General features: G+C 43.4%; 22 protein-coding genes, 1 pseudogene and 1 riboswitch. Of the genes and pseudogenes, 15 read left to right on the forward strand and 8 right to left on the reverse strand.

The window, feature by feature from the left end; all coding sequences use genetic code 11:
* Positions 1 to 144 precede the first annotated feature (144 nt).
* From L5M17_RS00610 to L5M17_RS00620, 3 genes are all read left to right on the forward strand, one after another.
* Positions 145 to 1359 (forward strand): tyrosine-type recombinase/integrase, encoded by a 1215-nt coding sequence (locus tag L5M17_RS00610; protein WP_263144514.1) that lies wholly within the window; start codon positions 145 to 147, stop codon positions 1357 to 1359.
* Between the two features lie 240 nt (positions 1360 to 1599).
* Positions 1600 to 2214, forward strand: coding sequence for a hypothetical protein (locus L5M17_RS00615; protein ID WP_263144515.1), 615 nt, complete (start codon positions 1600 to 1602; stop codon positions 2212 to 2214).
* A 188-nt stretch (positions 2215 to 2402) separates the two neighbouring features.
* Positions 2403 to 2642 carry a hypothetical protein gene (locus tag L5M17_RS00620; RefSeq protein WP_263144518.1) on the forward strand — a complete coding sequence of 80 codons (240 nt, stop codon included), beginning with the start codon at positions 2403 to 2405 and terminating at the stop codon, positions 2640 to 2642.
* Between the two features lie 79 nt (positions 2643 to 2721).
* On the opposite strand, the gene L5M17_RS00625 is transcribed toward L5M17_RS00620, so the two are convergent.
* Both L5M17_RS00625 and L5M17_RS00630 read right to left on the reverse strand, forming a co-directional pair.
* Entirely contained in the window at positions 2722 to 2937 is a 216-nt protein-coding gene (locus L5M17_RS00625) for a helix-turn-helix transcriptional regulator (protein WP_105252880.1), read from the reverse strand.
* Positions 2934 to 3059 (reverse strand): hypothetical protein, encoded by a 126-nt coding sequence (locus L5M17_RS00630; RefSeq protein ID WP_263144520.1) that lies wholly within the window; start codon positions 3057 to 3059, stop codon positions 2934 to 2936. The genes L5M17_RS00625 and L5M17_RS00630 overlap by 4 nt, the downstream gene beginning before the upstream one ends.
* A 191-nt stretch (positions 3060 to 3250) precedes the next feature.
* Between L5M17_RS00630 and L5M17_RS00635 the strand changes: the two are divergent.
* The 3 genes and pseudogenes from L5M17_RS00635 to L5M17_RS00645 form a co-directional block, all read left to right on the forward strand.
* Positions 3251 to 3604: pseudogene (locus L5M17_RS00635) on the forward strand (integrase); the annotation flags it as partial.
* Positions 3605 to 3670: 66 nt separating this feature from the next.
* Positions 3671 to 3886, forward strand: a complete 216-nt coding sequence (locus tag L5M17_RS00640; protein WP_168823718.1) for a helix-turn-helix transcriptional regulator — start codon at positions 3671 to 3673, stop codon at positions 3884 to 3886.
* Positions 3887 to 3905: 19 nt separating this feature from the next.
* Entirely contained in the window at positions 3906 to 4202 is a 297-nt protein-coding gene (locus tag L5M17_RS00645; RefSeq protein ID WP_263144522.1) for a hypothetical protein, read from the forward strand.
* Between the two features lie 230 nt (positions 4203 to 4432).
* Here L5M17_RS00645 and L5M17_RS00650 read toward each other — a convergent pair whose 3' ends face one another.
* The 3 genes from L5M17_RS00650 to L5M17_RS00660 all read right to left on the reverse strand — a co-directional run bounded on the left by L5M17_RS00650 (position 4433) and on the right by L5M17_RS00660 (position 7884).
* A complete protein-coding gene (locus L5M17_RS00650; protein WP_263144524.1) occupies positions 4433 to 6154 on the reverse strand; it encodes a potassium/proton antiporter in 1722 nt (573 codons plus the stop codon).
* A 243-nt stretch (positions 6155 to 6397) separates the two neighbouring features.
* The gene (locus L5M17_RS00655) at positions 6398 to 6790 is read right to left on the reverse strand and encodes a GGDEF domain-containing protein (RefSeq protein WP_263144527.1); all 393 of its coding nucleotides are present in this window, start codon (positions 6788 to 6790) and stop codon (positions 6398 to 6400) included.
* 92 nt (positions 6791 to 6882) lie between these two features.
* A complete protein-coding gene (locus L5M17_RS00660; protein ID WP_263144529.1) occupies positions 6883 to 7884 on the reverse strand; it encodes a sodium:calcium antiporter in 1002 nt (333 codons plus the stop codon).
* Positions 7885 to 7976: 92 nt separating this feature from the next.
* Positions 7977 to 8088: riboswitch (yybP-ykoY riboswitch) on the reverse strand.
* 548 nt (positions 8089 to 8636) lie between these two features.
* Here L5M17_RS00660 and L5M17_RS00665 point away from each other — a divergent pair.
* Both L5M17_RS00665 and L5M17_RS23110 read left to right on the forward strand, forming a co-directional pair.
* Complete coding sequence (locus L5M17_RS00665; RefSeq protein ID WP_263144532.1) at positions 8637 to 9377, forward strand: carbonic anhydrase; 741 nt, start codon at positions 8637 to 8639, stop codon at positions 9375 to 9377.
* A gap of 955 nt (positions 9378 to 10332) precedes the next feature.
* Positions 10333 to 10551 carry an Arm DNA-binding domain-containing protein gene (locus tag L5M17_RS23110; protein WP_411568925.1) on the forward strand — a complete coding sequence of 73 codons (219 nt, stop codon included), beginning with the start codon at positions 10333 to 10335 and terminating at the stop codon, positions 10549 to 10551.
* A 335-nt stretch (positions 10552 to 10886) separates the two neighbouring features.
* Here L5M17_RS23110 and L5M17_RS00670 read toward each other — a convergent pair whose 3' ends face one another.
* Positions 10887 to 11348 carry a Fur family transcriptional regulator gene (locus tag L5M17_RS00670; protein ID WP_049821724.1) on the reverse strand — a complete coding sequence of 154 codons (462 nt, stop codon included), beginning with the start codon at positions 11346 to 11348 and terminating at the stop codon, positions 10887 to 10889.
* A 232-nt stretch (positions 11349 to 11580) separates the two neighbouring features.
* Here L5M17_RS00670 and L5M17_RS00675 point away from each other — a divergent pair, with 232 nt between their 5' ends.
* Positions 11581 to 13827: a TonB-dependent receptor gene (locus tag L5M17_RS00675; RefSeq protein WP_263144535.1), complete on the forward strand. Its 2247-nt coding sequence runs from the start codon at positions 11581 to 11583 to the stop codon at positions 13825 to 13827.
* Between the two features lie 173 nt (positions 13828 to 14000).
* Here L5M17_RS00675 and L5M17_RS00680 read toward each other — a convergent pair whose 3' ends face one another.
* Positions 14001 to 14924, reverse strand: a complete 924-nt coding sequence (locus L5M17_RS00680; protein ID WP_028760379.1) for a hypothetical protein — start codon at positions 14922 to 14924, stop codon at positions 14001 to 14003.
* A gap of 440 nt (positions 14925 to 15364) precedes the next feature.
* Between L5M17_RS00680 and L5M17_RS00685 the strand changes: the two genes are divergently transcribed.
* From L5M17_RS00685 to L5M17_RS00700, 4 genes are all read left to right on the forward strand, one after another.
* Complete coding sequence (locus L5M17_RS00685) at positions 15365 to 15772, forward strand: DUF1398 family protein (protein ID WP_168823739.1); 408 nt, start codon at positions 15365 to 15367, stop codon at positions 15770 to 15772.
* A 288-nt stretch (positions 15773 to 16060) separates the two neighbouring features.
* Positions 16061 to 16933, forward strand: coding sequence for a hypothetical protein (locus L5M17_RS00690; RefSeq protein WP_198572242.1), 873 nt, complete (start codon positions 16061 to 16063; stop codon positions 16931 to 16933).
* Positions 16934 to 16972: 39 nt separating this feature from the next.
* Positions 16973 to 17788, forward strand: coding sequence for a 23S rRNA (guanine(745)-N(1))-methyltransferase (gene rlmA / locus L5M17_RS00695; protein WP_198572243.1), 816 nt, complete (start codon positions 16973 to 16975; stop codon positions 17786 to 17788).
* Between the two features lie 307 nt (positions 17789 to 18095).
* Positions 18096 to 18305, forward strand: a complete 210-nt coding sequence (locus L5M17_RS00700; protein ID WP_011789734.1) for a cold-shock protein — start codon at positions 18096 to 18098, stop codon at positions 18303 to 18305.
* A 1019-nt stretch (positions 18306 to 19324) separates the two neighbouring features.
* On the opposite strand, the gene rne is transcribed toward L5M17_RS00700, so the two are convergent.
* Entirely contained in the window at positions 19325 to 22765 is a 3441-nt protein-coding gene (gene rne / locus L5M17_RS00705; RefSeq protein WP_263144541.1) for a ribonuclease E, read from the reverse strand.
* A 542-nt stretch (positions 22766 to 23307) separates the two neighbouring features.
* Here rne and rluC point away from each other — a divergent pair.
* Both rluC and L5M17_RS00715 read left to right on the forward strand, forming a co-directional pair.
* Entirely contained in the window at positions 23308 to 24267 is a 960-nt protein-coding gene (rluC, locus tag L5M17_RS00710) for a 23S rRNA pseudouridine(955/2504/2580) synthase RluC (protein WP_049821723.1), read from the forward strand.
* 22 nt (positions 24268 to 24289) lie between these two features.
* Positions 24290 to 25006 (forward strand): HAD family hydrolase, encoded by a 717-nt coding sequence (locus L5M17_RS00715; protein WP_263144544.1) that lies wholly within the window; start codon positions 24290 to 24292, stop codon positions 25004 to 25006.
* Positions 25007 to 25051 lie beyond the last annotated feature (45 nt).

The following is a 25051-nucleotide window of genomic DNA, read 5'->3' on the forward strand; positions in this document are numbered from 1 at the left end:
GTTATCAGTAGTTAAATTGCTTTAATTGGATTCGTTGTCATTCACATCAATTTAGTATGCAGCTCTTCGATGTGAGTACATAATCTGTATATATTGGGTTCTGCGTCAGATTAGCTAAAATCACATGTACACAGGGTAATTAAAATGTCTTTATCTGACAATTGGTTACGTGCAATAAACGGTAATCCATATTTAGAGAAACCAGAGCTTGCAGACCGCGACGGCTTAAGCGTTCGTATTACCCCTGCAGGGACTATAACATGGCAGTATCGATTTAGGATTGATAATCAACCTGGGCGCTTAACCCTTGGTCGTTATCCTGATTTGAAACTAGCTGACGCAAGGAAACTGATCCCTGAGTTACGGAACTCAGTGGCAAATAATATAGATCCACGTGTGTTTTGGAAACAGCGCAACACATTTGCGGGCCAGACAACACTGAGGGATTGCTGTGAACAGTTTTTATCGGCGCGAAGTGCAGCACTTAAGCCGGGCACTGTTGCTACGTACCAATCCTGCTTTAGAGCACATCTCTATGATGCCTTTGCTGATCGTAAAGTCGAAAGTATCACACTCGGCGAGTGGATAGATTTTTTCGATAAAAAGGCAATTCATAGTCGAGTCACCGCAGGCGCGATACTCAAACAGTTAAAGACGGTACTTAGCTGGTCCGTTCGCCGGCAAATGATATCGCTTGTTGATGTCCTTCAATTACGAGTCAGTGATGTGGGTTCTGCGCCCGAAGTCGGTTCGCGAGTACTCACCATTCTAGAGTGTGGCAAAATCATCCGTGAGCTTGATAAATGCCGCGCGACCAAAGCCGTAACCAATGCCATCAAGGCATGTTTACTAACAGGGGCGCGGATATCAGAAATATTAAAATCCAAACGGGCTGATTTTGATCTTGAGTCGATGGTCTGGACCTTCCCGATAAATAATAGCAAAACTAATTTGCCAATCCGGAGGCCAATCAGTCCCGCCTTATTCGACATATTGCAAGAACAGTGGAACCTCTATAACTCACTATGGAGTTTTCCCGCAGCAAACGATCTTAAGCGCCCAGGCAACATCGCTTCAGAAAATAAGCTGGTCCGCGAGATCAAACCAAGACTCGAAATCCCTGACTGGCGTATTCAGGATTTTAGACGCACATTATCGACCAGAATGTCAGAAGCGGGGGTGTTGCCCCATGTGACAGAGAAGATGTTAGGCCATCTATTAGGCGGGGTGATGGCGGTGTACAACAAACATGATTGGTTAGATGATCAAGCTGTGGCCTATGAACAATGGACAAATAAGCTGAAATTGGCCGCTCTAGGTGATAGCAAAATAGTCGTGTTAGAAAAATTGTCGTGTTAGAAAGAAGGGGTAGGCATGTTTGTCGCTGACAGCAGAAAATGGTGAGCTTATTCAGTATGTAAATCAGTTGCGTTGCAGTGCAGCAGAAACACCTCTTTGTAATTAGGTGCATTGGAGCTCAATTCGGCACAAGGTAAACTGTTATCTGTTCAATATCAGCTTTATTTATGGTTTAGTCATTTCAACTCAATTAATCATACACTTGGCACAGTGTTCGGATTAACGTTAAGCAAGGACGTCATGGAACTAAAATTTTTAATCACGCGGGAACAGTTAATCACAATCGCGGAAAGAATAAATTCAGCAAGCATTGCAAAGAATACTCGTTTAGCTAAGTGGTTGTATGCCCTTATCGTTCGTGCATTACTCCTATGGATCCCGTTATTATCCCCGTTACTACTGTTTTATTTTTTCGTAGAAATTCACTCTCCAGAGACATATATCGCAATCGCAATTTGCGCTATCACTTACCTTCTTGTGTGGAGATTTGTATTCAAAAACATCGCCGAAAATCAAGCTAACAAATTTGCAGGCAAGATAACTACTCTGGATCGAACGATTGAAAATACAACCTTACAGAGCCTTGCGAGCCTAGAAGGTAGCCATACAGTGACCGCCACAGCCTCGACGCTAACGTTTGTGCCCCCTAGCGGTAAATCCATCACCATACCGTGGAAAAAGTTTTGTGCTTTCAAGCAAGACGATGATTTTTATTATCTTACCATCTGTAACCTGATGATGTTTAAAGCCACTTATTTAATAGCCAAAAACGGTGACACAACAGAAACCGCAGGCTATCAAGCAGGTTTAGAGTACATAACGTCTCGGCTGCAGCCCGATAAAATGGGACGGTAAAACATCAAAATATCGCATGAATGATTCAATCAGTTCACTATTGCCACTAACGCGATTGTTGTTGAACATCCAGCGAAGCGAGCCTTTGTTAAAAGTCACATTTGAACTAACCTTAAAAATGATGAACTGATCGCTACAGCCTTCTTTTAGGGGCTGCTAGATGCAGTTTTTCAGCTCATTAAAACGCTATGTTATCAATGACGATGTATAGCTTTGTTAGAAACGTCAATGGCCTAAGCTGGTTTGGAGCCATAGTCGCTGCTGTATCATTTATCGCGACAGTGGTCGCATGGATATCAACCGATGGTGTCTTGTTAATTACCCAAATAGTACTGGTTGGCACAGGACTCGCCGCTATCATCACTGATGCTGTAGCAGTAGCACTAACTGCGGTAGTAAAGGCTGTAATGTCGAAGGCGATGAGTTAATGGCCTAACAGTCCATCGATAAAGGTCTAAAAATAAAGCCCCAAAAATGGGGCTTTATCTTAAGGCTTAATAAATCAATTCAAGCCGCGACTTGCTGTTTTTCATCCCACTTATCGAGCGACGCTTTTAAGTAATGGCGGCCATTATGGATAGGAGCAGGGAAACCGTCGTTTCTCCGCCACTTCCAAAGCGTTGCTGATGAGCTAATCCGGTAGCGTGTCATGACTTCCTTAGTGGTAAGAAAGAGCGGCACTTGCATTTGCTGATCCACGGTCGATTGGGTCGAAATCATCATTTACCTTCCTTTGCCAATTCCTCGGCGAGTCGTTTTAAAAATTGTTGGCAGCTGCCGACTTGTTTGCGGGGCAGGGTGTACCACTGGCGTAAAGCGTCTTTGATGACTGCAGATTGCTTCATGCCGATTTCTCCTTGGTGCTGTTAAACGCCGTGAAGGTGAGAGCAGGGCGCAGTGATAACAGTCGCTGTTTAAAGGCTTCGGCCTTAGCATTGTGCTGCGCAATGTCAGCTTACTTTTGTGAATGGCCCGCCGCGTTGCAATAAAACGCCTCGCCGATGCAGATCACCGCTTCAATGTCCGTCGTATGAGCGTTTTGTTCCCTTACGATGTAGGGCCGGTGAGCATTCGCACTGCGCAATATTGGAGTGAAACGATTCGGTTTAAGGCATTTACCTCCCATGCACTAAGAAAACTATGCCGCACCATTATTGCCGACATGGGCGTAGATATCATGGTGGGTGAGCGGATTTTGAATCACACCTTGCCATTGTTGCTACGCACTTACGTCAACAGCACCTTAGATAAGGGCATGTTGATGGCGCTGGATGCCTACCATGCACACTTAATCACGCTGGGGTTTGATGATGTGGCGCCCGAGATAATGCGCCAATCGACCACTGAGCCGAGTGAGCCAGACGAGCCAATGTTAGTGGGGTGGTTATGACGATGACAATAACAAAAACAATCACAAATAGCACAACTGGGTTATGGACTTCACGCAGGAGGATTTATGGCTAGTCGCGCCGCGGATTTACTGAAAGTAGGGCGCCGTTTACGGGGTATGACCCAAGACGAAGTGGCTGAGATTTACGGCATCAGTCGCAGCACTTATCAACGTTGGGAAAATGGCCGCACTAATGCGCCCTATGACGATGTGACATCGATATGCATTGATGTGTTTAAGCTTTCGGTTAAGAAGATAAATGAGGTAGCTAATGGCCTTTAGCGATGACCCCGAGTAGAGGATGAACATTAAGGCGTTACGGTTAGGGTTATATCGCTGGGGCTGTTATTGGGTGTACCAAGAATTGGGCAAGGGTTTTTCAAACCGCTACGCCTGCGACCGTTTAGGCGAAGCCTTGGGCGGTGGCAACTTAAAGCATGAACTCAACGTGCCTGCCCACGTCGCCCATTTTGACCAACTCGTTGAACAGTTATCGATTAACTGCAAACGCGCTATTCGCGCCCATTACTTGTGTAAAGAGCAGTGGGCTTTAATGGGATTTGACCGCAAAAAGTCTTATATCTTCTGGCTAAGATAAAGCCGAAATGGCACTGCTGGATAGGATGAATTAGAAGGAACGCCCTCTTGCGAGGGCTGGCGGGTTAGACGGTTGTCCACCAAGACTGCTAACCCGTTGACTGGATTTTATCAAAAGTTCGGACAGATACCTATGCAAACTCATTCGCGATTAAATGATGCACTGAGCTTAGGTGTGATCTCTAAATTGACCACAATGAAACTATGATTTTACAAATTATTGTTTTGGTATCAGTTTTCATTGGCTGAGTTCGGTACGATACCCACTGTCGCAATCCTCGAACCCACCATCTCACGAACATGCAATATTACTTCACCAAAATCTTTACTTGCACCTAAGGTCGGCTCGTCAGTCAAGCTCTGACGTAGCACTTCATCTAATGACAAATTATCATTAGCAGAGAGTTCAATACCGTAGGAGTGCTTTAAATCTGCTACTTTGGTGTAGCCTTTCAACTTCAATTCACTCGTAGGTAATTCATAATGATTGGCTTCTGCAACACCAGAGCAAACCAGATCAACAAACTCACGCACATCGGGTTTCATCACAATAAATAAATGATCGCCAGCATACAGGAAGGTTGATCCCCTAGGTGGAATTACATTGTTTCCTCTGGTTATCATCGCCACTACTGTACCGTCAGGTAAAGCCATTTGGGATAAACGGCGACCAGAAGCGCGTGAGGTATCGCCCAATTGATACTCGACAATGTCAGCATCCACATCGCCTAAAGCAGTAATTTCCAGTGTCGCTGCAGGTGTCGCAGGAGGCGGTTCCGTAAGTCCTAAAGCGCGTGCAACCCAGGGTAATGTTGACCCCTGTATTGTCGCTGAAATTAACACGACGAAAAACACTACGCTAAAAATAAGACTGGCACCAGGCAGGCCATAAATCAGCGGATATATAGCCAGAATAATAGGCACCGAACCACGTAACCCAACCCAGGATACTAGGGTAATTTCACGCGCATTAAAGCCAAAAATCTTCAGTACAGGGATTACCGACAAGGGTCGCGCGATTAAGGTCAGGACGATTGCAATCATCAGTCCTTCCTGCCAGACATCCAGCAAAGACGAAGGATTAATCAGCAAGCCTAAAAAAACAAACATAACAATCTGGCCTAACCATGCCAAACCATCGTGAAATAAAAAGGTACTGCGCTGAAAAACAAAACGACTATTCCCTATCACCACACCAGCGATAAAAATAGCTAAAAAGCCGCTGCCGCCAAGATTAGCTGCTACGCCAAAGGACAGTAAACCAAATGCCGCGACCATCGCAGGATATAATCCAGAGGTCGTCAGATGGATACGATTAATAATACGTACTGATAACCAGCCTGCCGCTAAACCCACTGCGGAGCCGATACCCATTTGCTGGATAAACAGCATCAATAATCCAGTCTCTGGTTCAAGCCCTTTGACCATGACCTCCAATAAGCCAACTGTTAAAAAAATTGCCATAGGATCGTTAGTCGCACTTTCAATTTCTAATGTGGCTTTAAGGCGTGGGTTGATATGAATACCTGCATTACGCAGTAATGAGAAAACAGCGGCGGCATCGGTTGAACCAACAATGGCACCAATCAGTAAACCGTAAAGTAAGGAAACATCTAGAATATAAGCAGCTGCAGCACCAGTGATCATGGCAGTCACCAATACGCCTAAAGTCGCCAATACAGAAGCAGGCTTCCACACTTGCTTAATCGACGCGATGGGTGTTTGCAAACCACCATCAAACAAAATAATGGCTAAAGCTAAAGACCCAAGCGCGTGAGCAATTTGTGCATTATCAAAAACAATACCTCCAGGGCCATCCTCACCAGCTAACATGCCCACCATGAGAAAGAGCACCAGTACGGGTAAACCCAATCTCGCAGACAATTTACTGGATAAAATACCAAGAATAATCAAAATCGCGGCGAGGAGAATAATTTGATCGATCACAAACATAAATAGTTTCTCTTTAATTAATGTAGGGAAATTAAACCATTACAGAGCTTTCAATGACTGCGCCAGCTCTGAAAAGATACTTCACTAAGCCTAATTATCAGTTAGAAATCGTCAAATGCATGATGCATTTTGGTCTTGTAGTCAATGATTCCATTTATCCAAATGCTACGTGACCAACTTCACATTTCAACTTTGATAATTTCAAAAAAATCAAAATTTACGATTGGCACTCAATAATGCTGTTTACCGTAGCAAGCTGGCCCTGCTGACTTGATTACATTCATGCTTTTTAGCTAAGTATGATTGCTTATCTGCGGATTCGATAAGCGTTTGCCATTTCAAATGCCGATGAGGTTGAATACACGCAACGCCAGTTAATGGTGACCGCTTGGAAACTAGAGTAAATGTAAAGCGAGCACTGCGTTGACGATGAGTTATGTTCATCGCGCCTAAATGCTGAGTATCCGGTAATAGACAAATAAATTTCTCACCACCATAGTGCGCAACCAAATCGTTCGGGCGGTGTATCGCTGTGCGTTGTGCTTTTGTGACGAGATATATACATTGATCATCACTACTGATGGTCACTATGATCGCTGAAAAGTTTAATTCATTTAAATCAATTTTTTGCAACATTTACAAAATTTAACATTACACTCTTGGCGCGTTGGGCAAATTTAGCCAAATAGGAACGCCGTACCACACGGCGTTCTCTGACACTTTGCTCCTTAGGGAGGGAAGTAGAACGCAATCAGCAAGGCAAATATGCCGTACAATGAGCTTACTGCGACCAATGCACGCGCATCGACAACGCCTCGCCGAAATAGCTGCCACAGAAAAATAATAGCCAAAGCAGTAATGACTCCTGCCGCCATCAGTGGGCCATCAAAAAGCCATGGCGTAAAGAAGATACCCAACGCACTGGGAATCGTTGCCTGAATCATCATGGCACCAGAAATATTGGCCAATGCCAAGCGTTCCTTTCCTTGCCGTATCCATATGAGTGTGTTCATCATCTCGGGCAGCTCCGTCGCCACCGGACTCAGCAGCAATGCTACCAAGTGTGGTGACCATTGTAGCGCTGTACCAATGGCCTCAAGTTGACCTACGAATATATGGGATGCAATGCCTATGACTATCAGGGACAACACGGCTTGCAGCGCCGCCCATTTTAACGATGGCTCCGTCACGGAAGGTTGAATTTTGAGAGGTTCAATCTCTTCTTCAGGCGCTGTGTCGCTCTCCTGAATTTCGCGCCAGACATAGATTGCGTAGGCGGCGAGAAACAAGACCCCCAGCCACGGCTTGATGGCAAAGGCGATTAGGCCAAGTGCCACTTTCACTACAAACACTGCGAGAAAGGCGAGCTGGTCGTGACTCATACGGGCGTGATCGGCACGTACATGATACGTTTCCCGTTGAAGGCGGCGATGGTGGTAAATCAGTGCCAAGCCGACCACTGCATAGGCTAAAGTAGCGAGAACGAGCGGACCGCCCATGGCTGCGCCGACGCCAATGTCCTTTTGCTCTGGTGTTTTGCCGAAGACAACGGCAATGAAGGTCACCGCTGTTTCAGGTAGTGCTGTACCGAAGGCAGCAAGTACTGAACCCACTGCAGTCGCGCCAAGATTCAAACGGCGGCCGAACCATTCGATGCCGTTGACGAAGTATTCGCAGGCCAAATAAATGGTACCTGCCGAGAGGAAAAACAGAGTAAGAGTAAGGATCATGTGAGCAATCCGGCCGGGCGAGCAATAATCCAATGGCACGACAACACTGCTCGCCCGGCTGGGAAAGCGTATTGCGGCCAAAGGTCTCGCCTGGCTCTCCGCATTCGCAGAGGCTGACCACGCCATGAGGTGTTAGACCTCAATTTTGTTGACGTGGACTCCTTAGTGGGAGGCTAAGGATGACTACTCCCCAATGACAATGGGGCATTTTACCGTTCTTGCAGGTAAATGTCGCCATTAGGTTTTAGTGTGCTCATAATTTCAAACTCTGTGCATGGTATTGATTTTGCGTTGTTATTTTTTTCTTCTCAGAAGTTGAAAATAGTAGGTATGCGGGAAACAACAACTTTGACAGATCTATTTTGTGATCTTTTGATCTTTGCTTTATGCGCCCTTTCTCTTAGCTTTGTTAGACTTATGGTAGTTGAGCTGCGAAATTATAGGCAGCATATGAAGAAATTTTCGATAATCGTATGCATACAAATTTTGGAATATTTCGTTTATCAGGAATGTTACAGGCATCAGTGGAAGAACCTAGATGTGGCGGCTCGCAATCGAAATCCCTCGGGCTAGCTATCCATTGCTTATGGCTCACAATAACTGCAAATGAAAAACGCCATACCTGTAACCCTGCCGCCCGTATTTAATCGCGTTGACTGGGTCTCCACTATCATTAGGTTGAAGCTGTGATTTGTTTAACAGTACTATCGCAACAACCTTTGTTAACTCAACAAACTGGACTGCAGAACATTATGAAAAATAACCAACTGGCTCAACCCTCACGCCGGACAATCCTGAAACAAACACTTGCTGTCTCGGCCCTTTCGGTAACTGGGCTGGCGGCCTTATCGGTGCCCTCTATCTCTTTTGCGGCATCCCTCAGTAAAGATGAACGTGATGGCATGACACCTGAGGCTGTGATTGAACATTTTAAGCAGGGCAATCTGCGCTTCCGGGAGAATCGCACGGCGAAACATGATTATTTGGCGCAGAAACGCAACAGTATCACGGGTCAGTATCCTGCTGCAGTGATCCTTAGCTGCATTGACTCACGTGCGCCAGCGGAAATTGTGCTGGATGCGGGGATCGGCGAAACGTTCAATTCCCGTGTTGCGGGTAATATCAGTAATCGCGATATATTGGGCAGTATGGAATTCGCCTGTGCTCTTGCTGGTGCGAAATTGGTGCTGGTTATGGGGCATACCCGCTGTGGTGCGATACGTGGCGCTATTGATAATGCAGAACTAGGCAACCTGACGGGCCTGCTGAATGAAATTAAACCTGCTATTGAAAAAACAGAGTACACCGGAGAGCGTAAAGGGAGTAATTACGATTTTGTCGATGCTGTGGCAAGGAAAAATGTTGAACTGACTATCGAGAATATCCGCAAAAACAGCCCGGTACTGAAACAGCTGGAAGACCAGAATAAAATTAAAATCGTTGGTAGTATGTATCACCTTACTGGCGGTAAGATTGAGTTTTTCGAGGTATAACTGCAACAGAAGTCCGTAGCCCAAAAAGTCAGCCTCGCACTCTACTAAGAGATTATTAAATTTTATCTCTGATGCTAATGTATGTTTTGAGTATACCTAAAGCATACATCCAAATGAGACGGTTTTTCTGTCTCATTTGGATGTTATGTTTTCCTCATCTAAAGCCTAACGAGACATTTTTAATAACAATGGCCTTTTACGGTTATGCTCGGGTTTGAAGCAAAGATCAGGAGCTCGCCTTGCTGACGCAAACTCTGCGCGACAGAACACTATTGTAAACTGAACACTGCATTGAAATTAAGCACTACCAATAAAGCTGACCGTCATCTGTCTATCACTTAATGTGAGCTCAGTAAGATTTTATTGTCACTTAATCTGAGCCGAAGATTGCGCTAATTGCGAGCACAAGGAATTTCGATTGTGAGCCGTTATACCTAGGATTTGTTATCTACTGGCAGAGTTTATGAGCACTGATGGTTGGTCTGAGCTTAATTTAGAATTAGAACACTCTGCTAAAGTAATCAGAAGTATGGAGCCGGAAGTTCTTAAGCACTTGTCATGCACACCACTTTTTAATAGATAAACATAATTAGACAACATTTTTTTGCAATTAAAAATAGTATCGAATTTAGAAGTGATTTTGTTGTTTAGCAGCTGTGATATTGGAAGGTTCTTAAACGAAGTTTGTACATATATTTATTATAAATCAATGGTTAATATTACATGTTTCCGTAGTCGTGCTAAAATATTGACCCAGCTTTATCATTTTTCATCTTCATTTATTTTCGTTCTCTAAAGCATTTAACATGATGTTATTGAAAGTTAAATAGCTTTATTGGGATTCGTTGTCATTCACATCAATTTAGTTTGCTACAACTTAGATGTGAGTACATATCTGTATATATTGGGTTCTGCGTCAGATTAGCTAAAATCACATGTACACAGGGTAATAAAAATGTCTTTATCTGACAATTGGTTACGTGCAATAAACGGCAAGCCATATTTAGGGAAACCAGAGCTTGCAGACCGCAACGGCTTAAGCGTTCGTATTACCCCTGCAGGGACTATAACATGTCAGTATCGATTTAGGATTGATAATCCATCAGGGTGCTTAACATTTGGTCTCTACCCGGATTTAGGACTTGCTGACGCATGTAAGCTGGTCCCTGCGTGACTAAATTCATGGGTAAATATTATAGATCCCTATGCGTTTTGGAAACCGCTTAACACATTCGAAGGCCGATCAGTTCCGCTTTACTCGAGATATTATAAGAACAGTGGAACTTATATCACTCGCCATGGCGCTTTCCCACGGCAAGCGACCGGGTAATGTTGCTTCTATTAATGAGCTGGTCCGCGATATGACATCAAGACTGGCATATCCACGATTTTAGACGGACATTATCGACCAGAATGTCGGAGGCTGGGGGATTTATAGCGTTACTGTGAGTATGGGATAAGTTCAGCAACCATGATAAATAGCGTTCCAAATTAGTTAATGTACATAACTTAACTATTATGTTGCTGCTGACATTCATGACACCAACCCGCTAATTCAAGCTGTGGGCTCGATAAGGTAAATTCCGCTTGGCTAACATTCAACTGTAACTGTTCAACAAGAGCAGTGGGCAATGCTATCTCCGTGACTTTTTGACAAGTATTACAAATTAAAAATTGATTGTGAATGTGATGATCGCATACATGATGGCAGGCAATATACTTATTCACTGTTAATAACTTATGCACTAATTGTTCCTGTACTAAGAAATCCAACATGCGATAGATAGACATTATGGGTAAACTCTCGCCCAAACTTTGTTTTAACACATCGGCAATTTCATAGGCAGACAAAGGAACATCATGTTCCTGTAATACGATAAGTACTTTTTTGCGCTTACTGGTAAGATTGATGCCTTTTTCTTCACACTTTTTCACTACTTCACGCAGTAAATCAAGATTTTTTCCCGTCATAGAACTGCCAATTTTTTTGAAATGATCATACTTGCACAGTTTACCTGATCCACCCCTTCTAATGACAATCTTTGTTAGCAATCATCAGTCACCATACCGAGTGTTGTTCTGATTGCCATTTACAATCAGTAACTTAATTTACTTTCATTTATATTGAACCCGATTGATACATAATGATACGTTGTAACATATCATTTGTTTCGACAGTAATCATATGGAGACGACCCACAAAATGAACTTCCACAAATACCTTCTGTTATTAGGTGTTGGCACTTTAGCTGTTTCAGCAGAACCTATTGAACGTATCAATGTCACTGGGCATGCTTTAGAAAAACCACTAAGTCAAAGAATACAAGCCAGTAAAATCGAACTCAGCGGCGATGAACTTAATAATCGTAAAGCCGATACCTTAGGAGAAACTTTAAGCCAATTACCGGGGGTAGACAGTGGTTTTTTTGGTAGCTCATCGGGTAGGCCACAAATCCGTGGATTTGGTGGAAACAGGGTTAAAATGTTGCTCAATGGAACTCAAGTTGAGGATATGTCGTCGGTGAGTGAGGATCAATACATCCCCATCGAGCCCTTTCTTGCTGACAGTATCTTGGTCATTAAAGGTCCTACAGCTGTTATTGCCTATGGTGGGCAAGCGATGGCAGGCATTGTTGATCTCCAAGATGGTCGTATTCCATTGGGCCCAATCAATGGGTTTAACAGCCGCGCTGAAGTGAAAGTTGGCTTCAATAGTACAAGTACCGCACTGGCAAAACTTACCGCAGGGAATGAATCTTTTAACTTTGCGCTGAATATGATCAACAAAGACCGTGGTGACTACGATATTCCTGGATATTCTAAAGACAGCGATTGTAAAACGTGGTCAAAAGTCGTAGGTGCCGCACAGTTTGCCGATCTATGCCAAATCAAATATGCGCAACCTGTGTGGCAGATGAACAATCAATTAAAACGCTATGAAGATGCTACACCTTTAGAACAACAAATTATCACCGACTACTCAATAGACAGTAATGGCACTGTGCTTAACAGCAGCCACCACACATCATCATTCTCGGCAGGCGGAAGCTACACTGGCCAACAACGTCTTTTGGGTTTGGCTTATGGTTATACGGACACTCATCGCGGTATTCCGGGATTTATGCGTCGTGGCAGCAGCGCACCAGTGGATTTTGATCAACGGGGTAATATTCGAATTTTCTCCCGTGGTGATCGCGTAGATATGAAGTATGTCGAAAACTGGGATGACAATTGGATAAACTCATTTAGCCTCGATGGCGCCTATTCGAATCAAGTCGATGATGAGCATATGGCTGAGGTATCTGTTAACCAATTCGAACTTACCTCTTGGGTCATTAGCCCTAAGCTCTATCATAGTTGGACATCAAACTTCGATGGTGTCTTAGGATTACAGTACGACACTAAAGCCTATAAAGGGGAGGGCTATGACAATTACATGCCTGATGTCGATAGTCAAAACTATGCAGCCTATACGCTACAAACCCTGCACTTTGGTCCGGTTACTTTTGAGTTTGGAGGTCGTTATGATGCGATTAAGCACCAAGTAAACGCAGAGGGTTACAAGGTAGGTCGAGGCTCAGGAGCGAATGTTAAAGATAGAAATTTTTATCTCCAAAGCTACTCAGGATCACTGCAATGGGACATATTGCAAAATTGGTCAACACGAGTCAATTACGTTCATGCCGAGCGTGCTCCTGAAATGAGTGAGCTTTACGCCAGTAACCCACACTATGCTCTGTTAATTGAAGAACAGGGCAGCTCAAATCTTAAAAAGGAAATTAATCACTCCTTTGAAATAAATACCACCGCTAAAATCGCCGATTTACAGCTAATGGCAAGTTGGTATCAAAATCAATTCAATGATTTTATTTATCTTGGTAGTACAGGCCTTGAGCGTAATGGTACTTATGTTCGTGAATGGCGCCAAGCAGATACAAACAATCAAGGGTTAGAGGTACAAGCTATCTATACCTTACCGTGGCAAAGGTGGGGAGTTTTTGAACTCAGCGCATTTACTGACAGAGTGAGAAATACTCCTAGATATCAATACGATGGTAGTTACGACATCTTTAGTACTCGCCCACCTCTCGCAGGTGAGCGGGACGAATACTTTCGCCGCAGGTTAGAAGGCACTTCAATGCCTCGAACACCACAATCCAAAACAGGCACTGCACTAAATTGGCAGTATGATGCGCTTACTGTGTCCATCGATTATGTTCGCTATCATTCACAAGGTGACGTTAGCAGATTTGAGAGGCCCTCTGAATCTTATGCTTTGCTCGGAGCCAATATCACTTTAGATCAAGTCATTTCGAAAGTGCCGACTCAATTCTACCTAAGCTTAGATAATCTTACCGATGTAGATGCGCGCCCACATAACAGTTTCCTAAGGCATTTATCCCCTATGCCAGGTCGCTCAGCGGCTATTGGTGTCAGAGTGCAATTCTAAAAAGTTTCCTTCAAGGCTAATGGCCTTGAAGGTTTTCATTTGATTTCTTGATACCCAAGGTCAAAAATCTAACCTCCTTCAATTCAAGCCGCGACTTGCTGTTTTTTATCCCATTTTCCGAGAGATGTTTTTAAGTCATGACGGACCCAAAGCGTTTATCTGATGAAGCCTATTTAATGATATTTCTTACATAATATGGAAAAGTCATCCATTGGATTGAGTAAGAAATCTTTACCGACAATGGAAGTCATTTCTGATTCAGATATAAAAGGATTGTCAATTTTAAAAACTAATCGTTGATTCAATTTACTTTTTATCAAAAAATCGCAATGGCGTTGATAAAATAACTGGTCAAATTGACCATTATCGATAATTCTCTGGAGGCCAATTTGTATTCGCTGAGCTAAGCGAGGTTTGTTAGGTGAAACATAATAATATGTCGCTAGCGGAATATGTAGCATGATGCTTTCATCAACAACGAGATCTGGATATTGTTGATTAAACTGCTCAACCTCTTGAAAGACTTCATTCACTCCGCGGCCAAATGTTATAAACCGCCCTTTTGATAACATATTAAATAAACTGTCATATTGATTGCTTTCTATAATCTTAAATCCTGCTTGTTGCATGGCAACTTTAGTTGACCATTGGCTACCTGAACCAGTATCAAGAGCAGTTAACTGCGCTAGCGAGGTGATTTGGGCTAACCTAGGTACATTTTCCTTTTTAATAATAAAAATTCTAAATCCCTGAATGCCTTTTCTAATAGGAATTTTTATTGGAATAAGCTGTTTATTCCACTGTAGGTTAGAGGCTTCTGCAATAACATTGATGGTTTCACCCTCTTGTAATGCTCTGAAGATACGATTTCGACTCATTATTAGATCTGAGACTTGCAGTGATGCTTCACCAAAATCGGCTTTGGTTGCATCAATAACTAATTGTAAAAGGTCATAAGTATACTGATATCTGTGATCAAGCTTGGATTCTGACTGATTGATAATGAATTGATCATTAGCATAAGTGACGGGTATGTTTGCCAAGACCCACAGGGAAAGAATACAAAAAATAATGCCCAGTCGCTGTAAATTATCCATCAATAAACTCATTGCTAGAGGTTGAAATTGATTCGGTGTGCTTATTTTAGCAGTAGCCTAGATGGCTTGCGGGATAAAGAAACAGATGATAAGCGTAAATGATACATTTTTTTAGTTTGGGTTTATGTGAGTTGTAAATCAATTTAGACAGCCCAACGGTGTTGGCACTGGGTGCGAGTGGCTCGCAGAATATTTTAATGTTTGGCCATAGTATTTTTAATATGGCTTTACGTTATATATGCATAAACGTGTTTGTAGTCTGGCAACGATTTTGGGGTAGTTTGAAGGTCGTGTTTATTGCGTTAATCATTTATGAGTACGTGCTTTGAGCGTTTAACCAGCGCTGGCGCATGCTCCACGTTTTTACTGTGCTATCACTTTGGCTCTACTGCTGATGTTAAACATATAAATTGACCACTCAAGACCCAGAGAGGACATCAATGAACTCGGATAAAATTTTAGAATCTGCACAAGCAACCTTGTCTGGATTAATACCATTTCCTCAAATTGTCGGCAATCTTATTGCTGAAGGTGTCGAGTATTACTATGTAGACTATGCCTTGAAGTCATTTACTTTCTATAGCGCAGTAGGTTCTACAGTGCAATCACCTTTATCATTTGAGGGACTTCCATTAATTGCTGAAAATTTTAATGTGATTGAACTCAGAGCTGCCATCTTGGATAGTCAGCAGCATGGGCAAAATTTTCGGCTTTTCTGCCAGCGCGCTATGAATGCAGGAGTTCAAGGTTATTTCGTGTTTTTGCGAGGTAAACGTGTAACCTATTTTGGCCGTCAAGGTGACCAGCATACCGAATGGTTTTCTGGCGCTAAGCCGAGCGATGTCTAACAATGCTGACTAGGCTCGCCACTTTCTGGGCAGGGTGCATCGTGAGTTTTACATTGGGTGAATGGTTACGTGAAGTTCATTGTATACGTCACTTACATCTTCCTGTGCTTAACGTTATAGATCACTGGAGGCATAAATATGCTACCACGCAATGTCACTACTATTTCTCGAATGCCGATTTACGGCATCATGAAGATTAAGTCATATCTTGCGATGGTAATGGTTTACGGGGTGATTTTAATTGGTATTGGACGGTACAATTGCGGTTAAATAGGAGAATAATGTCTTATGTACCATCAATTTCTAAATGAACCTATGGTGCTTGATGTTGAAAATACATCAATACTCACATTACGGCTACCCGACGATGTGAGTGATTTTATTGTGTCACAGGCGATCAGTGCCCCTTTACTAGAGATTATCGTCATCGCTGAAGCCGGAATTCAGCAAAATATAGTCATCCGCTTCCAGCCGTTTATGGGTCTTAAGGTCGAATCGTTACCGCAAAGTCCTCAGGCTTTCAATACACCAATAACCCGCAGCCTTGGGCAAGGTTTTAGGCTTTATACACGGATGGGAACTGCTGCGAAATTTTGTGCGGCTGAATTGAGGCGAGGTGTATCTTTTACCTTAGATACGACTCGTCATTTAGATGCAGATAATGACTTAATAGTAGGTGCAGATAATGACTTAATAGGTGCAAATAGTTACTTAACTTTTGCCTTACAAGCCAATTCAAAGTTTGAGTTAGTACCCTTAGAAGCGGATTTGCGGGTTTTGCATGAGCCCAAAGCGTTAATGGTTGCTAAAGCACTGTTAGCAAGGCACTACGACTATGCCGCATCATCTGAATCTCTTGCAATTTACATGACTGAAATCGAGCAGGTTAGATTAGAATTGCAGGCGTTTATGCGCGGGGAGCTTGGTCAATGTCACGCCAGCCTTGCTGATGAAGTATTAAGGATCGATCCCTTGCTACTGCAGAAACAACAATGGTTATTTAGAACCTATACCCATATGTTTGAGCGACCAAACTACAGCCGCGCTGCTAATGATGTTGATAACACTGATAAGCTATTAAGAAAATTAGAGTGTTATGAATTACTCGCTTCACCGGAATTGACCCTGATGGTAGATCGATTGATGGAAGACGAAACATAAACTTTTTACCCAAATTTAGCTAAATGATAAGAGTCCATTATGCATTATTTATGTCCCCTGTGTGCCGCCCCACTGACGTTAACGGAGCGAACTTGGGGTTGTTCACTGCAACATAAGTTTGATATGGCCAAAGAAGGCTATGTCAACTTATTGCCTGTACAGAAGAAAAACTCAAAAGATCCTGGTGATAATAAACAGATGATGTTTGCTCGGCGTGAATTTTTAAACGCGGGTTACTATCAAGGTTTGAGTGATAGAGTGAATGAGCTCGCGCTTGAGTTTGGTGCCGAAGCAAAACAAATCCTCGATATAGGCTGTGGGGAAGGTTACTACAGTCAACGTTTATTCCATGTGTTGAGCCAGCACCATGATTGCAATTTACAAGGTATAGATATTTCTAAGTCTGCAATTAAATATGCAGCTAAACGTTACCCTAATTTGCAATTTTGTGTCGCAAGTGCCTATGAAATGCCAATCGCATCCCAAAGTGTCGATCTTGCCATTCGTATTTATGCCCCTTCAAAAGTAGAAGAGTTACAACGGATTATGGCTGATGGAGGCTTACTGATAACGGTTTCTCCGGGACCTTTACACCATTTTGCGTTGAAACAACAAATTTATGCTGAGCCAAGATTACATCCCGTTTCCACAGCGCATATTGCTGGATTTGAGTGTCTTCATCAGGAGCGCTTAATCTCCCAGTTAGAGCTGGCAAACAGTGAACATATTGCTCATTTTTTAGAAATGACGCCCTATGCTTGGAAGTTTACTCATGCCCAAAAGCAAGCATTTGCGTTGCAAGGACTGAACTGTGAATTGGATTTCCAAATTGAAGTGCATCGGATTTCAAAGTAAGTGATAAGATTAAGCTATTGAAATAAGTTATTTAAAATGCTTAACTGTACTTGCTAAACAGCATGAACCTAGTGTTCTGCTAGCCGGTTGCAAAACCGTAAAGTAGATTTAGGCAAAATAAATAATCCAAAGTGTCGCAGTGTGTTGACTTATCTTTAGAATGGTTTATAGTCTTATCAGCTTGAAGGTTGGGCTTATATTTATGTGTTCAATACGACCAGTTCGTCCTGTAAACATAAGTAATACCGGCATTTTCCAGCTCCACCCGCCGTTAAGGCTTTAATTTTTTATTTACAGGATTTATATTATGTCTCAAGTTACTGGTGTTGTTAAGTGGTTCAACTCTGACAAAGGTTTCGGATTCATTGAGCAAGAATCTGGTCCAGATGTATTCGTACACTTCCGTGCGATTAACTCTGACGGTTTCAAAACTCTTGATGAAGGCCAAAAAGTGTCTTTCACTGTGACTCAAGGTCAAAAAGGTCCACAAGCTGAAAACGTAACTATCATTGGTTAATTTTCAGTGCTGTTAGCCTAGAGCTGATAGCAATGGATTAAAGGGCTATGGTTAATTCCGTGGCTCTTTTTATTTGTGTGAAAATAAGATTTCATTTAGTTTAGATTGTTGAATCCAGTATAAGCGACGAGATCCACTTAACATGTCGCATTAATTTAATGCTTAAATCTGAAGTTAATCCTCTAATCTTTCTCTGTTAGAATCCAATTCTGATATCTCCAAGATTTTCAATAAAACCATTTGATACACTCTCCTTATTTTTACCCCTGTAACATTCAATTCCATTATATGTTAACTCTTAACTCTTAACTCTTAACGCTTACTCTTATCGAGTTTATTTTTTGCGTAATCTTATATTCAATGTCGAACGCGAATGTGTCTAATCATTCATTTGTTGTAAATCAGTGACTTCAGATATTGCCGAATATGATTGGTGCACTTGCATTTCTTGCACTTAGTTATCCTACATATACTAAGCTGCACCTAAGGCTGAAAGCCTTGTAGTAAAGAGTTGAGGCTGGCAAAGCATTTAGTGCTTGATATTAAAGAACACTAGCTTATTTATGATGTAGTTTGGAGCCGACCAAAAAACGAATATGGCTATTGAGATGCCTTGCATTTCGTACATTTAAGTATTTCCGACAGAAGCTTTAGGCTGCTAATCCAACTTAATTATCGGCTACTTTATAGCGGAATAATGCTTTCCCTCGACTAGTTTTCCTAACTTATAAAGGAGGGGTCTACAGTTAGCACTAAATGGATTAAGAGCCCTTTCTACTGGCGGGTATTGGCCTGATATTTTGTTAGCATGTTTATTGCTTCTAATGTGACGTTAGTGACAACACAAGAATACTTAAAGTTGAGAACTATATACCGAGGAACTTTTGATGGGTTATGTTATTCAAGGGACTACGATTAAGCCGAAAAATGGATAGAGCTAAATTTAAATATTGTGGAGTATTACAGTGTAAATAAAAAAGCCATGCAATTGCATGGCTTTTCTGGTTTAGCTTAAGTGATTATGGACGCGCCATATCCGACTCTGCACCATTAGCGAGTTTGATTTTGGCTGTAGACTCTTCGTTCGCAGTATTCTCATACTCTCGTCCTTTAGGGACTGCCACTTGTTCTCTCACTTCAACGACAGGCTTGGTCATATCCGAAGACACCATAGAGCCAAAGCGGCTAGCGGCTTTCGGCTTGCTGACAACAACTGCATCCGTGATTTGCGGTGTTGTTGGAGCTGTTTGTACTGTGGCTTGAGGCTTAACGATAGCTGCCGGTCTGGCCATTGGCGCAGAGGCTGTTGCTTTCACGGCTTCTTTTACTTCAGCGCTCGGTGCAACACTTGGCTCGACAAGTGTTTCGGTTTTAGCTGCTTCAGCTTTGGGTACTGCTACTGATTTAGTCACTGAGCTTTCAACTGATGGGACTACAACGACTACGGCTTCAGCAGTAACGCTGGTCACCTGAGTTTCAACGATTGACGCAAGGTCACCTTTTACGTCAGCAGCCTTTGGCTCTTCCGCTTTCGTTTCAGTGGTTTTAGTCACAACAGGTTTAGTTTCAACTTGCTGAGTTTCAACTGCTGCAACGTCATTTGCTTGAGGCTGAGGCTCAACTTTTGCTTCTACTTTAACAACAGCAGGAGCTTCAACAGCTGGAGTTGAACTGGTTTCAGCTATTTCGACGTCAGCAGTTTTTACGGCCGCTTCAGTTACCGCTGTTGTTTGAGTTGCAACAACAGGAGTTTCCACTCGAACACTGATGATTTCGCTTGGGTACTCTTGGTCAGCACCTAATTCGTCATTAGGAACGAATTGCGCTGGCGTTGATGTACCTTGGTCATCTTCGTCGCGACGACGACGTTGACCCGCTGCACGAAGGTGGCGAGGGCTACGACGGCTACGACGTTGACCATCTCTTTGCTCGCGTTTTGATTGATCATCAGCATTCGCATTTTCGTTGTCTGCATCAACTTCGCTATCTTGCGATACAGCATCCGCTGCTACAGTATGAGCTGTTGTGTCAACCAAGGTGTTTTCAGCTATGTTAACAGCATCAACAGCAGGTGTTTCTACTACAGTAGAAATTACAGTTGTCTCTTCTAGCACAATATTTTCTTGCACTTCTTGAGCGGGAGCAGCTTCCTTACGAGGCTGGCGACGTGTTCTTGGCGCTTTAGTTTCTACTGGCGTTTGTGCAATGACTTCAGCTTTGGCATTAACACTGATAGTACTTGCCGCTGCGGCGTTAAGGGCTGCAATTTCCGCTAACACTTCTGCGGCATCTTCAGGTGCAATTGGGATCGCATTATCTGGCGTATTATGGCCATTATCGATACGCACCTTACGACGCATGTTACGGCGCTGACGACGCTCACGGGCGACTTCTTGCTTAGGTGCATCATCTGCTTCAATGTCGGCAACAACATCTTTTGGCGCTTGTACGCGTGGCTTCGGTTCAGCTTTAGCTGGACGTTTAGCCGCTTCTTCTTTTTCGCGTACTGGACGTTCTTGTGTGCTGACGACTGCATCAGTCGGCTTTTTTGGATTGCGGCTACGCGGCTCACGAGTGCCTTCTTTTGCTTTGTCGGCATCTTGGGCATTGCGTGGGCGGCGAGTGTCATTACGACGGTTACGGCGATTTGCGTTAGCCGCACTGGTATCAGTTGCTTTAGTTTCAACAACTTTTACGGGTTCAGCTTTTTCACTTGGCGCAAACATGGCACTGATTGCACTCACAAGCTTGCTGAAGAAGCCTGGTTGTGGCGCTTCAACTTTCACCGTTGGTGATGGGGCTTGTTCTACTTTTTGTGGCGCTGCAAAACCTTTTAATGCCGGAATAGGCGCCGCAGTACGTTCCAGTTTGCGTGGCTCATACAATTTGGCTTCAGGATGCTCTATACGCTTATAGCTTGATTCACTGATTTCATCATCACTACGGTGACGGATCACGCGGTAATCAGGCGTCATCATGTGTGCGTCAGGTATCACATACACTTCGACATCGTGACGCTGTTCTGTGATGCGAATGGCTTTGCGTTTCTCGTTTAACAAGAAAGCTGCAACATCCACAGGCACAATCGCTTCGATTTGTGAGGTGTTTTCTTTGATGGCTTCTTCTTCCATCAAACGTAAAATTGACAGTGCTAAAGACTCGGTACTGCGAATCGTGCCTTGGCCATGACAGCGAGGGCAGATATGCGCTGCAGATTCTTCTAAAGAGGGGCGCAGACGTTGACGCGACATTTCCATCAAACCGAAACGAGAAATGCGACCTAACTGCACGCGAGCACGATCATGGTGCACAGCATCACGTAAGCGGTTTTCAACTTCACGCTGATGGCGTACAGGCGTCATATCGATAAAGTCGATAACCACTAAGCCACCTAAGTCGCGGAGGCGCAATTGGCGGGCAATTTCATCGGCGGCTTCAAGGTTAGTGTTAAGTGCTGTTTCTTCAATATCGCCGCCTTTAGTGGCACGGGCAGAGTTGATATCGATTGAGGTTAAGGCTTCAGTTGGGTCGATAACAATTGAACCGCCAGATGGCAGACGCACTTCGCGTTGGAAGGCGGATTCAATTTGTGATTCGATTTGGAAGTGAGTGAACAATGGCACTTCAGCTTCGTACAGTTTTACGCGCTCAACGAAATCAGGGCGAACTAAGGCGATATGTTGCTTCGCTTCTTCAAAAATACGTGGATGATCGATGAGGATTTCGCCCACGTCACGGCGTAAATAGTCACGAATAGCGCGAACTATCACATTGCTTTCTTGGTGAATTAAGAAAGGTGCGCCTTTAACTTGTGAAGCTTCGGTGATCGCCGCCCAGTGGTGTTGTAGAACTTTTAAGTCCCACTTTAACTCGGCAGATTCTTTGCCTACACCCGCAGTACGCACGATAAGACCCATGCCCGCAGGCACTTCTAAGTCAGCCATCGCTTCTTTTAGCTCAGTGCGTTCATCACCTTCGATACGACGAGAAATCCCGCCAGCACGTGGGTTATTTGGCATTAATACTAAGTAAGAGCCTGCAAGGCTGATGAAGGTCGTTAAGGCTGCGCCTTTATTGCCGCGTTCTTCTTTGTCAATTTGGACAATAACTTCCTGTCCTTCACTGACCACTTCTTTGATATTGGGGCGACCTTGGAACGAATATCCTTTCGGGAAATATTCTCTGGCGATTTCTTTCAGTGGCAAAAAGCCGTGACGATCGGCACCGTAGTCGACGAAAGCGGCTTCTAAAGACGGTTCTACGCGGGTAATTTTACCTTTGTAAATGTTTGATTTTTTTTGCTCATGACCTGGACTTTCAATATCTAGATCATACAGTTGTTGCCCATCAACAAGGGCAACACGCAACTCTTCTGATTGAGTTGCATTGATTAACATACGTTTCATGATGACGTCATTCTTCTTTAAATAGAGGTCATCAAACATCGCGCTTCGCTGCATTACGGGCCTAGCAGTAGGTCAACTGAGCCTCACGGCTGGTGGCTAGGCAAGAGGTGCGCATTGCTGTTAGACGCAGTCGCTGCGTGTCGCATCCTATTTATGGCTTATTTTTTAATGATTACAAAAACAAGGAATTCGTTGTAAAACATCAACCAACCCCATAAATTCTTTAGTTTCTTTCCGGTAATGCCCAAGTCGAATCGGTTTGTCTGACGACAAGTTAAAATATCCTTCGAAATCGGGGAGGAAAACCTAGGGTAAACCTTATTAAAGTAAGGCGACTTTCTCGATTTAATCGTAAAAAACGCATTTATGGTATTTTTACTTATTATACGATTCGCAAATCAATGACTTGCTATCAAGAAAATGTTTTTTTATCCGTTAAATTTTCCGCTTGGGATCGGGGCGTTGTGAACACTTTATTCACGGCTTATCCCTAATCGCTGGTGAAATATAGCAATAATCAAAAAATTCAGCAATGGAAAGGCACAATTCTTCTCAGTTGTTGTACAATGGCGGCCGTTATAATTAGATGGCGCATCATGAATATAGAATCCACCCCACAACAGGTTCAGTTGATCACGATTGATGAAGATCACTTCGAACAGCGTATCGATAACTACTTAATGACCAAGCTGAAGGGCGTGCCGAAAAGCATGATCTATCGCATTGTCCGCAAGGGCGAGGTTCGAGTTAATAAAAAACGCATCAAACCCGAGTACAAGTTGCAGATTGGCGATATAGTACGTATTCCGCCAGTCCGCGTGGCAGAGCCAGATAACCGTACCGCACCATCGGCGAACTTAAGTAAAGTCTCGCAACTCGAAGATCGTATTTTGCATGAAGACAATCATTTGATCGTGCTGAATAAACCTGCTGGCATTGCAGTGCATGGTGGTAGTGGAGTCGATTACGGTGTGATTGAAGCATTGCGTTCACTGCGTCCTCAACAAAAGTTTTTAGAGCTAGTACATCGTCTCGATAAAGATACTTCGGGCGTGTTGTTGGTGGCGAAAAAGCGTAGCGCGCTTAAACATCTGCATGATCAGCTTCGGTATAAAAAGATGCAGAAAGACTATTTGGCCTTAGTTAAAGGTGAATGGTCTGCTCAAGATAAAGCCGTTAAACAGCCTTTATTGAAAATTACCCTCAAATCCGGTGAGCGCATTGTGCGTGTTAATGCTGAGGGTAAACCTTCAGAAACGCGCTTTAAAATTATGCAGCGCTATCAAGGCTGTACTTTAGTGAAGGCAAGCCCTGTCACTGGACGTACTCATCAAATTCGGGTGCATTGCCAATTTGCCGGTCATCCTATCGCCTGTGATGATAAGTACAGTGAGCAAGGGTTTGATGATAGCATGCGGTCTTTAGGCTTAACTCGACTCTTTTTACATGCCGCAGAATTGATGTTCATTCATCCAGAAAATGATGAAGTGATGCGGGTTTCAGCGCCTTTAGATGAAAATTTATCGCAATTACTCGATAAGTTAAAGCGTGCGTAATCGACGGGGATAGGTTTCAAGGATGAAGATAAAGCAATACGATTTAGTGATTTTCGATTGGGATGGCACTCTGATGGATTCCATCGGTAAAATTATCACTTGTATTGAAAATATGGCTAAGGCATTGCAGTTACCTATCCCAACTGAAAGTGACATTCGCGATATTATTGGTCTTTCTATGACAGAAGCGCTGCGAGTCCTGTTCCCTGAGGGGCTTAATTGCAGCGCTTCTTCTGTATATTCTCAGCCTCTACATTCTAAAAATGCATTCAGCCAAGGCGAAAATGATCAATATCAGCAGATGCGCGCCGAGTTTAAAGTACAATATTTGCATTTAGACACCACGCCAACGCCCTTGTTTGTGCAAACTCCAGCGTTAATTGATGACTTGCATAGCCAAGGCTATAAGTTAGCCGTCGCAACTGGTAAAGCCCGTGCGGGACTTGATCGCGTCTTTGAGCAAACAGGCTTAGGTCGATACTTTGTTGCGTCACGCTGCGCTGATGAAGTGCACAGCAAACCCCATCCTGAAATGATCTCAAGCTTGCTGAAAGAATTGAATATTGCCCCGAACCGAGCCTTAATGGTGGGTGATTCTCTGCTGGATTTAACCATGGCGGCCAATGCAGGGATTGATAGCGTTGGTGTGACCTATGGCGCTCACAGTGCTGAAAAGTTGCTGCGGGCAAAACCTATCGCCTTGATAGATTCACCAAAGCAATTACTGCAATACCTCTAACACTGCTATTTAATGCTGGAGCGGCAATACATGCCGCTGCGCATG

It is taken from the genome of Shewanella sp. SW24, from assembly GCF_025653395.1.
GTDB lineage: Bacteria > Pseudomonadota > Gammaproteobacteria > Enterobacterales > Shewanellaceae > Shewanella > Shewanella oncorhynchi.

Bases quoted from the DNA above. Each gene is read 5' to 3' on its own strand.
- L5M17_RS00610 (WP_263144514.1), top strand. From the start codon at position 145: ATGTCTTTATCTGACAATTGGTTACGTGCAATAAACGGTAATCCATAT.
- L5M17_RS00615 (WP_263144515.1), top strand. From the start codon at position 1,600: ATGGAACTAAAATTTTTAATCACGCGGGAACAGTTAATCACAATCGCG.
- L5M17_RS00620 (WP_263144518.1), top strand. From the start codon at position 2,403: ATGTTATCAATGACGATGTATAGCTTTGTTAGAAACGTCAATGGCCTA.
- L5M17_RS00625 (WP_105252880.1), bottom strand. From the start codon at position 2,937: ATGATGATTTCGACCCAATCGACCGTGGATCAGCAAATGCAAGTGCCG.
- L5M17_RS00630 (WP_263144520.1), bottom strand. From the start codon at position 3,059: ATGAAGCAATCTGCAGTCATCAAAGACGCTTTACGCCAGTGGTACACC.
- L5M17_RS00640 (WP_168823718.1), top strand. From the start codon at position 3,671: ATGGCTAGTCGCGCCGCGGATTTACTGAAAGTAGGGCGCCGTTTACGG.
- L5M17_RS00645 (WP_263144522.1), top strand. From the start codon at position 3,906: ATGAACATTAAGGCGTTACGGTTAGGGTTATATCGCTGGGGCTGTTAT.
- L5M17_RS00650 (WP_263144524.1), bottom strand. From the start codon at position 6,154: ATGTTTGTGATCGATCAAATTATTCTCCTCGCCGCGATTTTGATTATT.
- L5M17_RS00655 (WP_263144527.1), bottom strand. From the start codon at position 6,790: ATGTTGCAAAAAATTGATTTAAATGAATTAAACTTTTCAGCGATCATA.
- L5M17_RS00660 (WP_263144529.1), bottom strand. From the start codon at position 7,884: ATGATCCTTACTCTTACTCTGTTTTTCCTCTCGGCAGGTACCATTTAT.
- L5M17_RS00665 (WP_263144532.1), top strand. From the start codon at position 8,637: ATGAAAAATAACCAACTGGCTCAACCCTCACGCCGGACAATCCTGAAA.
- L5M17_RS23110 (WP_411568925.1), top strand. From the start codon at position 10,333: ATGTCTTTATCTGACAATTGGTTACGTGCAATAAACGGCAAGCCATAT.
- L5M17_RS00670 (WP_049821724.1), bottom strand. From the start codon at position 11,348: ATGACGGGAAAAAATCTTGATTTACTGCGTGAAGTAGTGAAAAAGTGT.
- L5M17_RS00675 (WP_263144535.1), top strand. From the start codon at position 11,581: ATGAACTTCCACAAATACCTTCTGTTATTAGGTGTTGGCACTTTAGCT.
- L5M17_RS00680 (WP_028760379.1), bottom strand. From the start codon at position 14,924: ATGGATAATTTACAGCGACTGGGCATTATTTTTTGTATTCTTTCCCTG.
- L5M17_RS00685 (WP_168823739.1), top strand. From the start codon at position 15,365: ATGAACTCGGATAAAATTTTAGAATCTGCACAAGCAACCTTGTCTGGA.
- L5M17_RS00690 (WP_198572242.1), top strand. From the start codon at position 16,061: ATGTACCATCAATTTCTAAATGAACCTATGGTGCTTGATGTTGAAAAT.
- rlmA (WP_198572243.1), top strand. From the start codon at position 16,973: ATGCATTATTTATGTCCCCTGTGTGCCGCCCCACTGACGTTAACGGAG.
- L5M17_RS00700 (WP_011789734.1), top strand. From the start codon at position 18,096: ATGTCTCAAGTTACTGGTGTTGTTAAGTGGTTCAACTCTGACAAAGGT.
- rne (WP_263144541.1), bottom strand. From the start codon at position 22,765: ATGCAGCGAAGCGCGATGTTTGATGACCTCTATTTAAAGAAGAATGAC.
- rluC (WP_049821723.1), top strand. From the start codon at position 23,308: ATGAATATAGAATCCACCCCACAACAGGTTCAGTTGATCACGATTGAT.
- L5M17_RS00715 (WP_263144544.1), top strand. From the start codon at position 24,290: ATGAAGATAAAGCAATACGATTTAGTGATTTTCGATTGGGATGGCACT.